Raw genomic sequence first — 14,085 nt, forward strand, 5'->3', positions numbered from 1 at the left:
GGTGGGAAGGAAACATTTCGGCCGTGGAGTACGACGGGACATCGCCGTATACGAGGGCCGGCCGCTGCCTCCCGGTCCTCTTCGCGGGCCGCGGTGCCGCCTCCCGGCCCGCCGGCCGGATCCCCCGGAAGGCCCGCTCCGGGACGGCGGCCGGGTCGCGCCGCGCGCAGCCGCGTCCGGGCGGGTGACGCCCGTGTCCGGCGAGTTCGAGATCGACTACGAGGCCGTCTTCCAGGCGCTGCCGGGCGGGGCGGTGCTGCTCACTCCGGAGCTGGTGATCGTCGACGTCAACGAGGCCCATCTGCGGCTCTCCGGGCGTCCGCGTGGCCAGCAGATCGGCCGCTATCTCTTCGACGTCTTCCCCGACAACCCCGCAGATCCCGACTCCGGGGGTCCCCGCGGCCTCGAAAGGTCGCTGCGGCACGCGATGGCCACCGGCGCCCCCGACGCCATGCCGCTGCACCGCTACGACGTGGAGGCGCCCGGCCGGCCCGGTGTGTTCGAGGAGCGGTACTGGAGCACCGTCAATGCGCCCGTACTCGGTCCCGACGGTGAGGTGAAGCTGCTGGTGCACCGGGTCGAGGAGGTCACCGAACTGGTGCGGGCGCGGCGCGCGGAGTTCGGCGACGAGCGGGAGCGGATGGAGGCCCAGCTCTACAGCCGCGCCCGGGAACTCCAGGAGGTCAACGCCCGGCTGCGCCAGTCCCACGCCCGGGAGCGGGAAGTGGTGCTGGCCCTCCAGGCCGCGATGCTGCCGGCGCCGCGGCCGGTGGGGCATCACCGGGCGGCGGTGCGTTATCAGCCCGCCATCGGGGCGCTCAATGTGTGCGGCGACTGGTACGAACTGACCGATCTGCCGGGGGACCGGATGGCGGTGGCCGTCGGCGATGTCGTCGGCAACGGGCTCGAAGCGGCCTGTGTGATGGGCCAGTTGCGCAGCGCCCTGAGCGCCGCCGTCCTGGTCGCCCCCGGGCCCGCCAAGGCGCTGGAGGTGCTCGGCCTGTACGCCCGTTCGGTGGACGGCGCGGAATCCACCACCGCGGTGCAGGTCGTCATCGACTGGACCACACACACCGTCCACTACAGCAGCGCCGGCCATCCGCCGCCCGCCCTGCTCCACCCCGACGGCACCGTGCAATTCCTCGATCAGGCCACCGACCCGCCCCTGGGCGCGCGACCGGAACATGTGGCCCGGCCCGAGGCGCACGCCCCCTTCACCGACGACACCGTCCTCGTCCTGTACACCGACGGCCTGATCGAGCGCCGCCGCGAGGACATCGACGTGGGCCTGGCCCGCCTGGCCGGTTCGCTCGCCCGGCACCGGGGCAGCGACGCCGAAACCCTCGCCGACGCCCTCCTGGCGGAACTGCTGCCGCCCGGCGGGACCTCCGACGACACGGCGCTGGTCATCATCCGCCTCTGACGGGCTCCCGCCGCGTGCACCCGTCCCCCTCCTCGTCCCCGGAACGTGCGCACCACCGCCCCCGCCCGCACCCTGGTGCCATGGAAGCAAACCCACCACCGCAGGTGACGGTGCACCCGCCGGGCCCGGACGGGGCGCGGCAGGTGACGGCGGGCGAACGCAAGCTGGGGGTCGCCCACCGCATCGAGGACCTGGTGAAGGCCCTGCGCCACGTCGGCCTCGACGACATCGAGATCGAGGAGACCGATCTCATCGACTGGCGGGGCGGTGGCCCCGAGTCCTGGGACGCCCTCTAGTGGAGGCAGTGACGGGCGGGCGCGTCGGGGGGTGAGCACCATCCGCAAGCGGGCGGCGCCGGACACCGTCTCCCGGTACGCCTCGTCGGCCTCGTCCGGCGGGCTGCGGCCCGATCGCGCGCGCCGGAACGCAGGCCGGGGCCGTTGCGGGCCCCGGCCGCGCGCTGGTGAGCGCACGAGGGTGGCGTCCCACGGCGCGCCCGGACCGTGGGCCGTCCTGTCGGACGGTCCGAACGGGACGGCCTACGCGTGGGCCCGGTCCGCGGTGGTGAGCTCCCGCTCGGCCAGGCGGCGCAGTTCCTTCTTGTCCGGCTTGCCGGCGTCGGTCAGCGGCAGCGCGTCGGCGAAGCGGATGTGCGCGGGCTCGTACATCGCGCCGCGCCGCTCGCGCACCATCGCGCGCACCTGCTGCCCGTCGACGTCGCTGCCCGGTGCGGGGACCACCACTGCGTGCACCCGCTCCATGCGGTCCGCGTCGCGGACGCCGAAGACGGCGCTCTGCAGGACCTGCGGATGGGAGTTGAGCAGGTCCTCGAGCTCGGTGGTGTACACATGGCCGCCGACCACGACGATCATGTCCTTGATGCGGTCGACGATGGTCAAGTACCCCTCGTCGTCGAGGAATCCGATGTCCCCGGTGTGCAGCCAGCCGTCCCGCAGCACCTCGGCGGTCAGCTCGGGCTGCTTCCAGTAGCCCTGCATGATCATGGGGGAGCGGACGCAGACCTCGCCGTGCTCGCCGTTGGGCAGATCGCGGCCCGACTCGTCCCGGACCGCCACCTCGACGTCCGGCAGCACCTTCCCGGCGGAGCGCAGCCGCTCGGGGCGCTCGAGGTCGTGGTCCTCCGGGGTGAGTACGGCGATGCCGCCCGCCTCATTCTGCCCGTAGCCCTGCAACAGCACCGGGCCGAACCTGCGTACCGCGTCGGCTATCCGCGCCGGCGACGCCTGGCAGCCGCCGTACGTCAGCATCCGCAGGCTGGAGGTGTCGGTGTGCTGCGCGTCAGGGTGGTCCATCAGCTGGTAGAGCAGCGGCGGCAGCATGAAGATGTCGGTGATCCGCTCGCGTTCGATCGCGGCCAGCGCCTGCGCCGGGTCGAAGTCGTCGAGCAGCACGACCGTGCCGCCGCTCTGCAGTGTGTTGTCGGCGAGGTACCCGGCGGCGTGCGCGAGGGTGGTGACCACCAATTGGCGGCGCTCGAACTCCGGCTCCTCGGGCAGCACCCCGCGGAACCAGCGGGCCTGCTCGAAGGTGGTGCAGATGCCCTTGGGGTGGCCGGTGGTGCCGCCGGTGTGCCGGATGGTGCAGACGTCGTCGGGCCGGGCCCGGCCAGCCAGCGGCTCGGCGGACTGCTGCGCCGCGAGCTCCAGAAGGTCGCTGCCCACCTTCGCGGGGCCGAGGACGAGGACGGCCGGGACCGGGGCCAACTCCGTTATCTCGGCGGCCCGTTCGGCGTAGCGGGGGTCGACGATCAGCGCCCGGGTCTCGACGTCGCGGACGATGGCGGCCTGGGCGTCGGCGGAGAGCTTGTTGTAAAGGTGGTTGACGCGGGCGCCGACCAGGTTGGCCGCGTAACGGGCGGCGATGGTCTCCGGGAGGTTGCCGCAGAGCAGGGTGACGGTTTCGCCCCGGCCCACACCCTGGGCGAGCAGCGCCCGCGCCATCCGGTGGACCAGGTCACGCAGTTCCCCCGCGGTGACGCGCCGGCCTTGATGGATCAGGGCCTCGTGGCCCGGGTGGGTGCTAAGAACATCGAGGTTTTCCTCCACGTACGTGCGGAAGTTCTGGTCATCCATCGACATGTGGGGCTTCTCCTGAGGCCGGAGTGCGGTCATGACTCCGGCGGTGCGGGTACGAGAAAAATAGTTGCTAGAGGCAACTAAGCAAGCCTAGTCTCTCTAGATCAACAACACCAATTCGGATGGCCCCGCACGGCTGTTATCCCGCCACACCGGGAAATTCGTCAGTCAGGTCGCCCAGGTGTACTACTACGGCGCATAATGCTGGCTCCCCCACAGGACACCGTTGCTGGAAGATCTCGCTCTCCCTGCGGGGCCGTCCCGTCTGGAGAGATGATGGAGGGCAGCGAACGCACGGCGCAGACGGCCGGGCGCGGAGAGCACCACGGCTGTCGGTCCTCGGTGACCGGCGGAAGGAGTGCCTTGATGGGTGCGACCGACGCGTTCCCCGAGGATGCGGCCCCGGCGGGGGCAGGCACGTCTCGGCCCGGTGGCCTGCTCGATGTTCTGGGCGTGGCCGCGGTGATGCTGGACGCGGACGGCCGGATCACGCTGTGGAGCCCGCAGGCCGAGGACCTCTTCGGCTGGAACGCCGACGAGGCGCTGGGGGAGCTCGCCGCTCAGCTGCTGGTCGGCCCGGAGCACTTCGATCTGGCGCTCTCCCTCTTCTCCCAGGTGATGGGAGGCGGCGAGAGCTGGGCCGGCGTCTTCCCCGTCCGGCACAAGGACGGCGGCACCCGACTGGTCGAATTCCGCAATATGCGGCTGCTGGACGAGCGCGGCGACTCCTACGCCCTGGGCATCGCCACCGACCAGGCCGTCCTGCGGCGGGTGGAGCGCGACCTGGCGCTGTCCGTACGGCTGGTGGCCCAGTCGCCGATCGGGCTGGCGGTGCTCGACACCGACCTGCGGTTCGTCATGGTCAACCCGGCGCTGGAGCGCATCAACAACCTTCCCGCCGAAGCGCACATCGGCCGCGACGTCCATGAAACGCTGACGTTCCTGGACACCGGTGTCGTCGCCTCCCGGATGCGCGAGGTCCTCGCCAGCGGCACCCCGCTGCTGGATCAGTTCACCGTCGGCCGCACCGGCTCCGACCCGGACGCCGAGCAGGCCTGGTCGGTGTCGTACTACCGGCTGGAGGACCCCAACGGCCGGGTCCTGGGACTTGCGACCTCTGTCGTGGACATCACGGAGCAGCACCGGGCCGCCGCCGAAGCCGCCCGCGCGCGCCGTCGCCTCGCCGTCATCGCCGATGCCTCCGCCAGCGTCGGCACCACCCTCGACGTCGACCAGACCGCCCGCGAGCTGGCCGAGGTCATCGTGCCCGAGCTGGCCGACCTGGCCGCGGTGGACGTCCTGGACGCCGTGCTGAACAACCGCCGCCCGGCCTCCGTGACCCCCGGCGCCGCGGCCCGCTTCCGGGCGCTGGCGGTGGCCACCGCCTACCCCACCGACGCCGCCCGCGCCGCCGACCCCACCGGTCAGATCGCCTCGTACGACGCCGACCGGCTGATCACCCGGTGTGTCACCGACGCCCGCCCGGTGCTCGTCCCCCAGGTGGGCCAGGAGGATCTGCCGCGCATCGCCGCCGATCCCCAGGGCGCCGAACTCCTGGGGAAGGCCGGACTGCACTCCTACCTCGCGGTCCCGCTGATCGCCCGCGGCGAGGTGCTGGGCGCCCTCTCGCTCTACCGCGTACGCAATCCGGTGCCCTTCGACGAGGACGACGCCGTACTCGCCGTCGAGCTGGCCGCCCGCGCGGCGGTCTGCATCGACAACGCCCGCTCCTACCAGAGCGAACGCCGCACCGCGCTGACCCTCCAGCGCCACCTGATGAACCACCGGCCGCTACAGCCCACCGGCATGGAGATCGCCTACCGCTACCAGCCCGCGCAGGCGGCCAGCGAGGTCGGCGGCGACTGGTTCGACGCGATCCCGCTGGCCGGCGACAAGACGGCCCTGGTGGTCGGGGACGTCATGGGCAGCGGAATCAACGCCGCCGCGACCATGGGCCAGCTGCGCACCACCACCCGCGCCCTGGCCGACCTGGACCTCGATCCTGCCGAGGTGCTGCGCCATCTCGACCACATCGCCGCCGGCCTCGACCCGGCCTTCGCCACCTGCCTCTACGCCGTCTACGACCCGCACGCCAAGCAGTGCCACATCGCCGTCGCGGGCCATCTGCCCCCGGTCCTGGTACGCCCCGGACAGCCGCCGGAGCTGCTGGACCTGCCCACCGGCGCGCCGCTCGGCGTCGGTGGCGTCACCTTCGAGCAGACGATGGTGCCGGTGACCGAAGGTGATCAGCTCGTCCTCTATACCGACGGGCTGATCGAAACCCGCGAGGACCCCATCGACGAACGCCTCGACACCCTCCTCGAGCTGCTCGCGGAGCCCGAGCGGCCGCTGGAGGAGCTCTGCGACCGGCTGCTGGGCGAGCTGCGCCACGGTCATGACCACGACGATGTCGCGCTCCTGGTCGCCCGGGCCCGCGCCTGCGACGACTGCTGACGCCGGGCGGACAAATCCCCTTCGCGGACAAGGGGATTACGGCCCCGGGCGGCAGAATCCGCATCGCCTCGGAGGCCACGAAATCCGAGTCAAGATCGCCACTTGGGCATCGATTAGCGCCTATGGCCTCCGTCACGCAACGGATTTCGTTGTCGAGCGGCCTTAACAAAACCTTGACGGGAGTCGTCCGCGGGGGTTGTATTCGGTCACCGAAGCGGAGTCGGGAGTTCGCCTGCTTTCCCCCGCTTTGCGGCCCTCTCCATCGAAGAGCGCCCCCTTCCTGCCGCCAGCACTGATGGGACACGGATAACAGATATGACCAACACACCCGTTGCCTCCACAGCTCCCGCCAGGGAAGACCGCGGTACGACCGAGAGCGGCACGGAGAGTGCCCCCAAGCTCACCCGCTCCATCGGTGTCGTCGGTGGCACCCTGCTCACCCTGTCCTGTCTGACGCCGGCGTCCTCGCTCTTCGTGATCGTGCCGGACTCGTTCGCGACCCTGGGCACGGGCACCGCCCTGACCATCGCCGTCGCGGCCCTGCTGTGTATCGGCGTCGCCTTCACCTATTCGGAGCTCGGCACGCTCATCCCGAGCTCCGGCGGCGAGTACGCCATGGTCGGCACCCTGATGGGGCGGCTCGCGGGATGGCTGGTTTTCATACTCTCGCTGATCGTCGTCATGATCGTCCCGCCCATCATCGCGCTGGGCACGGCCGACTATCTGGCCCCGATCGTGCACCTGGATCCGCAGTACACCGCGGCCGGCGTGATGCTGCTGGCCACCGTCATGGGCCTGCTGGACCTGCGCGCCAATGCCTGGATCACCGGCATCTTCCTCGTCCTCGAGGTCGTGGCCTGCGCCGTCGTCGCCTTCCTCGGCTTCACCCACACCCAGCGCTCGGCCTCGGTGCTCGTCCACCCGGTCATGGACGCCGGGCACGGTCACAGCACGGCGGTCACCGCGGGCCTGATCGTCGCGGGACTGGCCACCGCGCTCTTCATCCTCCAGGGCTTCTCCACCGCCGTGTACCTCGCGGAGGAGATGGAGAACCCGCGCCGCAACGTCTCCCGCACCGTCCTGTGGACGCTGGCCATCGGCGCCGCGGTCGTCCTGATCCCGGTCATCGCCATCACCCTCGGCGCCCCCGACCTGGGAACCCTGGGCGCCGGTGACGTCGCCGGCATGGTGAAGTCCTGGAGCAACTCCGGCGTCGGCACCTTCGTCAGCCTCTGCATCGCCCTGGCGATCATCAACGCCGCCATCGTGATGGTGATCCAGAACTCCCGAGTGGTCTTCTCCTCGGCCCGCGACGGCGCCTGGCCGACGCCGGTCAACCGCGCCTTCTCGCACCTCGGCAAGCGCTTCGGCTCCCCCTGGGTGGCCACGCTCGTGGTGGGCATCCCCGGCGCGGCGCTGTGCTTCGTCAACCTCGACACGCTCAGCGAGGTCACCGGCGTGGCCGTCGCCGCCATGTACGTCTTCGTCGCGCTGGGCGCGCTGGTCTCCCGCCGGGGGGTCCACAAGCACAAGGCGGCCTGGCGGATGCCGCTGTGGCCCGCGGTGCCGGCGCTGCTGGCGCTCGTACTGGTCTGGGTGCTGTGGCAGCAGAGCACGAAGAGCCTGCTCATCACCGGGTTCATCGTCGCGGCGGCGGCCGTCTACTGGGCCGTTTACCTCCGCCCGCGACAGGAGACGCACTGGGTGATCTCGGTCCCGGAGGACGAGCAGGCGCCCGCGCAGGAGGGCGCGGAGCTCCCCGCGACGGTCTGACGGGCGCCCCGGCCCGGCCCGCTACTTCCCGGCGGGCCGGGTCAGGGCCAGCGCGTCCAGCAGCAGACACACGTGGTCGACGGCGTCCCGCCCGGCGGGCCCGTCGGCCACTGTCGTTTCGTCGAGCAGAGCGGCGGTCGCCCGCAGCAGGCCGAGCAGGCTCTCGCTCACGCCCGGCGACGGCTCCGCGGCCACGAGGGCGGAACGGATCTGCTCGCCGTTGAGCGGCAGGCCCGTCTCGAGGAAGCGGAACAACGACACGGCGGCTCGCCGGTCGGCGTCACTGGGCTTCCACAGACCGAGCGCGTGGTGGTCGATGAGCGCAACCGCCTCGGCACGAATCTCCTCTGCAACATGCATGCCCACGAACGTCTCATACGGCATTGCCGGCCCGACGGACGATCCCGGGCCTCCCAGGCCGCCCGCATATCGCCCCCGAGCTCCCGCCGATCCCGGCTGACCAGGCACATTCGCAATATCCCGCGCTCACCCGACCGGCCGAAATCCGGAATTCCGGCGGCCAAACCTGTGGCAAGAGTTACATGCCTGCCGGCGAAGAGGGGAGAGAAACGGACCAATGGCGTTCCCAGCAGGTGGCGGAGGGTGACGGCGAATGCCGTACACGCCCCAATTCCCGGCTGCTATCGGGCAAAACGCCCATTGTCGTACGGGAACGGACCTCCGGCGCGCGGCTGCCGGCACCGCCGGACAAAGGCGCCGCGGCCACGGCAATACGCATCTGCGGATAAAGAACTCCGCAACCGGATAGCCGTGAAACATACCCGCTGGTTTACTGGCCCTCTGGTGCCCGAGCCAGGAGCGCGGGATCATCGGACGCACTCCGGGATGCCCGTGAACTCGGCCCTCGCGGTGCGGCCCCGAGCGGCTGCGCTCCGCATCGCGCGGGTCGCCCACCGTAAGCGGGAGGTGTAGAAAGAGGACATGGCCGGACGCTACGGCCGCCCGCGTTCGGTTCTGAGAATGCGAACTGTCGCAGGCCAGGTCTTTCTCCTGCAGGTGGCGATCGTGGTGATGCTCGTCGCCGCAGCCATAGCGGCACTCGTGCTGCAGTCCCGAACCGACTCGGAACGCGAGGCCCGCAACCGTTCGGTCGCCGTGGCGGAAGCCTTCGCCAGCGCCCCCGGCATCGTCCAGGCGCTCCAGAGCCCCCATCCCACGGTGGTGCTGCAACCCCGCGCGGAAGCGGCCCGCAAGGGCTCCGGTGTCGACTTCATCGTCGTCATGAACACCAAGGGCATCCGCTACACCCACCCCCTGCCCGACCGCATCGGCAAGAAATTCGTCGGCAATCTGGCGCCCGCGCTGGCCGGCGGGATCACCACCGAGAAGATCGTCGGGACCATAGGACCCCTCATCCAGGCGGTGGTGCCGGTCACCGACCGCAGCGGCAAGGTCGTCGGCCTGGTCTCCGCCGGCATCACCATCAGCAAGGTCAGCGGGGTCGTCGACGACCAGTTCCCACTGCTCTTCGGCTCCGCCGCCGGCGTCCTGCTGCTCACCACCGGCGGGACGGCACTCGTCAGCAGACGCGTGCGCCGCCAGACCCATGGCCTGGGCCCGGCCGAGATGACCCGGATGTACGAGCATCACGACGCGGTCCTGCACGCCGTCCGCGAGGGCGTGATCATCGTCAGCGGCAGCGGCCGGGTGCTGCTCGCCAACGACGAGGCGCGCCGGCTGCTCGGCCTGCCCGCCGACGTGGAAGGGCGCCAGGTCGACGACCTCGGACTGGACCCGGGGACCGAGGGACTGCTCGCCTCCGGCAGGGTCGTGACCGACGAGGTGCACCCGGTCGGGGACCGCCTGCTGGCCGTCAACCAGCGCTCCACCGACCAGGCCGGCGGCCCGCCCGGCAGTGTCACCACGCTGCGCGACACCACCGAGCTCCAGGCGCTCTCCGGCAAGGCCGATGTGGCCCGCGGCCGCCTCAAACTGCTCTACGAGGCCGGCACCGAGATCGGCACCACCCTGGATGTCGTGCGCACCTGCGAGGAACTGGCGGAGTTCGCCGGCGCCCGGTTCGCCGACATCGTCACCGTGGACCTCGCGGGCGCCGTGCTGCGCGGCGAGGAGCCGACCCCGTCCGGCTCCGGCCCGGAGATGCGGCGTACGGCGGTCAGCGGCGAGGGCGCGGAGAACACCGCGCTCTACCCGGTCGGCAAGGTGATCCGCTTCAACCCGGACACCTCACTGGGCGCGGGACTGTCCAACGGCGAGCCCGTACTCGAAGCGGATCTGACCGCGCTGTCCGGCTGGCAGCGCCAGGACCCCGAGCGGGCCCGCCGGCTCATCGACTACGGCGTCCACTCCATGCTCGCCGTGCCGCTGCGCGCCCGCGGCGTCATCCTGGGCGTGGCCATGTTCTGGCGCGCCCAGGAGCCCAAGCCCTTCGACGACGAGGACCTCTCCCTCGCCGAGGAGCTGGTCGCCCGCGCCGCGGTCAGCGTCGACAACGCCCGCCGCTACACCCGTGAACACGCCATGGCGGTCACCCTCCAGCGCAGCCTGCTGCCACGCGGCCTGCCCGAACAGAACGCCGTCGAGGCCGCCTACCGCTACCTTCCCGCGCAGGCCGGGCTCGGCGGCGTCGGCGGGGTCGGCGGCGACTGGTTCGACATCATCCCGCTGCCCGGCGCCCGGGTCGCCCTGGTCGTCGGCGACGTCGTCGGCCACGGCCTGCACGCCGCCGCCACCATGGGCCGGCTGCGCACCGCCGTCCACAACTTCGCCAACCTCGACCTGCCGCCCGACGAGCTGCTGTGGCACCTGGACGAGCTGGTCGCCCGCATCGACCAGGACGAGGCGACCGACGGCTCCGCCGGAGTCACCGGCGCCACCTGCCTCTACGCCATCTACGACCCGGCGTCCGGCAGCTGCACCATCGCCCGCGCCGGCCACTGCCAGCCCCTGCTGCTGCGCCCGGACGGCACCGCAGAATTCGCCGAGGTGCCCGGCGGGCCGCCGCTCGGCCTCGGCGGCATGCCCTTCGAGACCTGGGAAATGCCGCTCCCCGAGGACAGCCGCCTGGTCCTCTACACCGACGGTCTCGTCGAGGACCGCGACCGCGACATCGACGCCGGCATGGCCGTGCTGTCCCGCACCCTGACCGGCCGCGCCGACCGGACCCCGGAGGAGACCTGCGAGGCCGCCCTGAGCGAGCTGCTCCCCGAGCGCCCCACCGACGACATCGCGCTGCTCGTCGCCCGCACCCACGTACTGGACGCCTCGCACGTCGCCGACTGGGACGTCCCCGCCGACCCCTCGGCCGTCGCCCAGGTGCGCGCCGCGGCCGTCCGCAAGCTCGTCGAATGGGATCTGGCCGACGAGGCCTTCACTGCCGAGCTGATCCTCAGCGAACTGGTCACCAACGCCATCCGCTACGCCTCCGGCCCCATCCACGTACGCCTCATCCGCGACCGCGCCCTGATCTGCGAGGTCTCCGACCACAGCAGCACCTCCCCGCACCTCAAACAGGCCGCCACCACCGACGAGGGCGGCCGCGGCCTCTTCCTCATCGCCCAACTGGCCGATCGCTGGGGCACCCGCTACACCGGCGACGGCAAGGTCATCTGGACGGAACAGCCGCTGGTGGGGGAGATGACGGGGGAGCAGGGGGCGCCCTCGCTCAGTCCTCCCGCTCCCTGAGGCGTCGCCGGCCGGGCGGGAAGAGCACGTTCAGGGCGAACGCCACGATCAGCGCGGCCGTCGAGGGGCTGCCGAAGACCAGCTGCCACCACTCGGGGAAGCGGTGGTAGATCCGCGGTGCGACGACGGGGAGCATGCCGGTGCCGATCGCCGCCGCGGCGATCAGGAGGTTGTCGCCGTGGTCGAGGCCCGCCCGGCGCAGGATGCCGATCCCGACCGCGGCGACGGTGGCGAAGCACATCAGGGAGACGCCGCCGACGACCGGCTGGGGGAGGGCGGCGATGAGCGCACCCAGCTTGGGGATCGTGCCCAGGAACATCCTCATGGCGCCGGCGACCGCGGTGACGGCACGGCTGCGCATCCCGGTCATGATCGTCAGCCCGACGTTCCCGGAGAAGACCGTGTCGGGGAAGGCGTTCATGGCGCCGCCGAGGATGCCCGACAGCCCGTCGGCGGCGAGACCGCGCCCCAACGCCCGGTCGCTCAACGGCCGTTGGACGACCTCGCCGACCGCGATCATCTGCGCCGTGGATTCCGCGAAGACGACCAGCATGACCACGCACATCGAGACGACGCCCGCGGGCGGGAACCGCGGCGCCCCGAAGCGAAACGGCGTCACCACTCCCAGCCAGCCGGAATCGCCGACGCCGGAGAAGTCGGCCAGCCCCATCGGGATCGCCATGAGCGTGCCCGCGACCAGCGCGATCAGCACACTCACCTGGCCCAGCGCCCCGCGCGTGAACCGCCGCAGCAGGATCAGGAACACCACCACCGCGCCCGCCAGGGCCAGATGGCTCGCCGGCGCGTAGCTCCGGGCCGAGGGGTCCTGCCCGGCGATCATCCCGGGCGCCGTACCGATCAGCGCCAGGCCGACGACGGTGATCACCACCCCGCTGACCAGCGGTGGGAAGAGGCGCAGCGCCCGGGCGAACGGAACGGCCAGCAGCAGGCCGAACAGCCCCGCGGCCATCATCGACCCGTACACCGCGGGCATCCCGTACTGCCGGGCGATCATGATCATGGGGGTCACGCAGACGAACGAGCCGCCGGTGACCAGCGGCAGCCGCACCCCCAGCAGCCGCCCCACTCCCAGGCTCTGGATGACCGTGATGATCCCGGCGACGAACATGTCGGCGTTGATCAGGACGCCGACGGTCTCCCGGTCCAGCCCCGCTCCGGCGCCGAAGACGAGCGGGACGGCTACCGCGCCCGCGTACATCACCAGCGCGTGCTGTAATCCCAGGCTCAGCAGGCGGCCAACGGCCGGGACGTCCCGGCCGGTTGAGGGGCGGCGTCCGGCTTCGGGAGGCGGGGGGAGGGGGCGGCGTAATCTCGGGGGCATGGCCGGCCTTTCGGGGGCGCGGGCGGGGCCGGGTGGACGGGGCCCGGCCGTACGCGAGGCGGTGCGGGTGTCAGCCGTTCTCGGCGGCCCGCAGACGGGCGGCCTCGCGCGGCGAGTTCTCGTTGAGCCGGCCGGCCCGCGAACCCGCCAGCTTGTCGGCGAGGTGGCGGCCCACCGTCGTCGGCGGGTAGAGCGGCTCGCTGCCGGCCGGGACGCAGCCGGGCAGACAGCTGATCTCCGCGTCCCAGTTCCCGTCGTGGAAGTACGCGGCGGAGCGGCGCCGCACCACCCGTCCCTCCTCGTCGGTCGGCGGCAGGACCCGGTGCATCGTCGACAGCCAGCGGTCATTGGTCCAGCGGGCCAGCAGATCACCGAGGTTGACCAGCAGGCAGCCCGGCTCCGGCAGGACGTCGTGCCAGGTGCCGGCGCTGTCGAGGATCTGGAGCCCGGGGACGCGGTCCGCCCACAGCACCGTCACGATGCCGTAGTCGGTGTGTGCACCCATCCCCATCTGATCGCGGTCGATCACCGTCTCCTGCTCCGGGAGCATGTAGTGGATCATCCGCAGCACATCGAGGGAGTGGTCGGTGAACGGCCCGAAGTAACCCTCCTCGAGCCCCAGCGCGCGGGCGAAGATATCGGTCAGCCGCTCGGCGAGCCCGCCGGCCCGGGCGCACCACTCCTCCACCGCCGGACGGAAGCCCGGCACGGACGGCCAGATATTTGCCGGGTAGTGCGCTTCCGGAAGATCCAGCTCCGGGTAGGACCCGGCCTCGGCGCCCACATTGAAGGCCTCGAAGAGATCCTCGGCGGCCGCCTCCACACCCAGGCTCAGGCTCAGCTTCTCGGTACGCGGCGGGGTGTAGCCGCGGTTGATGTCAGGGGACGGCGACCGCAGCGCCTTCTTCTCCTCCAGGGGCAGCCCGAAGAAGACGTCCAGTGCCCGGGTGAAGGCGTTCACCGTGGACTCGGGGATGCCGTGCCCGCGGATCTGCATGAACCCGACCGAACGCGCCGCGTCGTCGACCTCCGCCGCGATGGCCGTGCGGTCGGCCTCGCTGCCTTTCTGCCAGGCGGAGATATCGATGACGGGTACCTCCAGCACGCCGTTGACTGCCGTGGCCCTGCCCATTGCGCAACTCCCTTCCCGCAGCCGGTGCGCCGTACCGGACGCGGCGTATCCGATGCCGTGTTCGTGCTGCCGTGTTCGTGGTTCCGTGCTCTTGCTGCCATGTTCCTGCTGCTGGGTGCCCGACGCCGGGAACCTGATGGGTACTCAGGTCCGTGCTTCAACATTTTGATGAACAAGTTGTTGCCTGTCATGATCAAAT

General features: G+C 71.4%; 9 protein-coding genes. 5 read left to right on the forward strand and 4 right to left on the reverse strand.

The genetic code is table 11. The features are described 5' to 3' along the window. The first annotated feature begins 184 nt into the window (after positions 1-184). Positions 185-1,423, forward strand: a complete 1,239-nt coding sequence (locus ACIRPT_RS37980; protein ID WP_403835979.1) for a PP2C family protein-serine/threonine phosphatase — start codon at positions 185-187, stop codon at positions 1,421-1,423. An 80-nt stretch (positions 1,424-1,503) separates the two neighbouring features. Then, entirely contained in the window at positions 1,504-1,719 is a 216-nt protein-coding gene (locus ACIRPT_RS37985) for a hypothetical protein (protein ID WP_403835981.1), read from the forward strand. A gap of 243 nt (positions 1,720-1,962) precedes the next feature. Here ACIRPT_RS37985 and ACIRPT_RS37990 read toward each other — a convergent pair whose 3' ends face one another. Then, the gene (locus ACIRPT_RS37990) at positions 1,963-3,522 is read right to left on the reverse strand and encodes an AMP-binding protein (protein ID WP_403835983.1); all 1,560 of its coding nucleotides are present in this window, start codon (positions 3,520-3,522) and stop codon (positions 1,963-1,965) included. Positions 3,523-3,885: 363 nt separating this feature from the next. Between ACIRPT_RS37990 and ACIRPT_RS37995 the strand changes: the two genes are divergently transcribed. Together ACIRPT_RS37995 and ACIRPT_RS38000 are read left to right on the forward strand one after the other, a co-directional pair. Continuing rightward, positions 3,886-5,973 (forward strand): SpoIIE family protein phosphatase, encoded by a 2,088-nt coding sequence (locus tag ACIRPT_RS37995; RefSeq protein ID WP_403835985.1) that lies wholly within the window; start codon positions 3,886-3,888, stop codon positions 5,971-5,973. 315 nt (positions 5,974-6,288) lie between these two features. Further along, positions 6,289-7,746, forward strand: coding sequence for an APC family permease (locus ACIRPT_RS38000; protein WP_403835987.1), 1,458 nt, complete (start codon positions 6,289-6,291; stop codon positions 7,744-7,746). A gap of 21 nt (positions 7,747-7,767) precedes the next feature. Here the strand turns inward: ACIRPT_RS38000 and ACIRPT_RS38005 are convergent, their stop codons facing one another. After that, the gene (locus tag ACIRPT_RS38005; RefSeq protein WP_403835989.1) at positions 7,768-8,106 is read right to left on the reverse strand and encodes a hypothetical protein; all 339 of its coding nucleotides are present in this window, start codon (positions 8,104-8,106) and stop codon (positions 7,768-7,770) included. Between the two features lie 582 nt (positions 8,107-8,688). Here ACIRPT_RS38005 and ACIRPT_RS38010 point away from each other — a divergent pair. After that, positions 8,689-11,412: a SpoIIE family protein phosphatase gene (locus tag ACIRPT_RS38010; RefSeq protein WP_403835991.1), complete on the forward strand. Its 2,724-nt coding sequence runs from the start codon at positions 8,689-8,691 to the stop codon at positions 11,410-11,412. Here ACIRPT_RS38010 and ACIRPT_RS38015 read toward each other — a convergent pair. Together ACIRPT_RS38015 and ACIRPT_RS38020 are read right to left on the reverse strand one after the other, a co-directional pair. Continuing rightward, a complete protein-coding gene (locus tag ACIRPT_RS38015; RefSeq protein WP_403836076.1) occupies positions 11,393-12,664 on the reverse strand; it encodes a nucleobase:cation symporter-2 family protein in 1,272 nt (423 codons plus the stop codon). The genes ACIRPT_RS38010 and ACIRPT_RS38015 overlap by 20 nt on opposite strands. Positions 12,665-12,824: 160 nt before the next feature. Further along, positions 12,825-13,886: an isopenicillin N synthase family dioxygenase gene (locus ACIRPT_RS38020; RefSeq protein WP_403835993.1), complete on the reverse strand. Its 1,062-nt coding sequence runs from the start codon at positions 13,884-13,886 to the stop codon at positions 12,825-12,827. Positions 13,887-14,085 lie beyond the last annotated feature (199 nt).

This window comes from Streptomyces sp. NPDC101227, from assembly GCF_044767545.1.
Taxonomy (GTDB): Bacteria; Actinomycetota; Actinomycetes; order Streptomycetales; family Streptomycetaceae; genus Streptomyces.

Excerpts from the sequence above, each read along its gene's own strand:
- ACIRPT_RS37995 (WP_403835985.1), top strand. The coding sequence starts at position 3,886 with ATGGGTGCGACCGACGCGTTCCCCGAGGATGCGGCCCCGGCGGGGGCA.
- ACIRPT_RS37990 (WP_403835983.1), bottom strand. The coding sequence starts at position 3,522 with ATGTCGATGGATGACCAGAACTTCCGCACGTACGTGGAGGAAAACCTC.
- ACIRPT_RS38000 (WP_403835987.1), top strand. The coding sequence starts at position 6,289 with ATGACCAACACACCCGTTGCCTCCACAGCTCCCGCCAGGGAAGACCGC.
- ACIRPT_RS38020 (WP_403835993.1), bottom strand. The coding sequence starts at position 13,886 with ATGGGCAGGGCCACGGCAGTCAACGGCGTGCTGGAGGTACCCGTCATC.
- ACIRPT_RS38010 (WP_403835991.1), top strand. The coding sequence starts at position 8,689 with ATGGCCGGACGCTACGGCCGCCCGCGTTCGGTTCTGAGAATGCGAACT.
- ACIRPT_RS37985 (WP_403835981.1), top strand. The coding sequence starts at position 1,504 with ATGGAAGCAAACCCACCACCGCAGGTGACGGTGCACCCGCCGGGCCCG.
- ACIRPT_RS38005 (WP_403835989.1), bottom strand. The coding sequence starts at position 8,106 with ATGCATGTTGCAGAGGAGATTCGTGCCGAGGCGGTTGCGCTCATCGAC.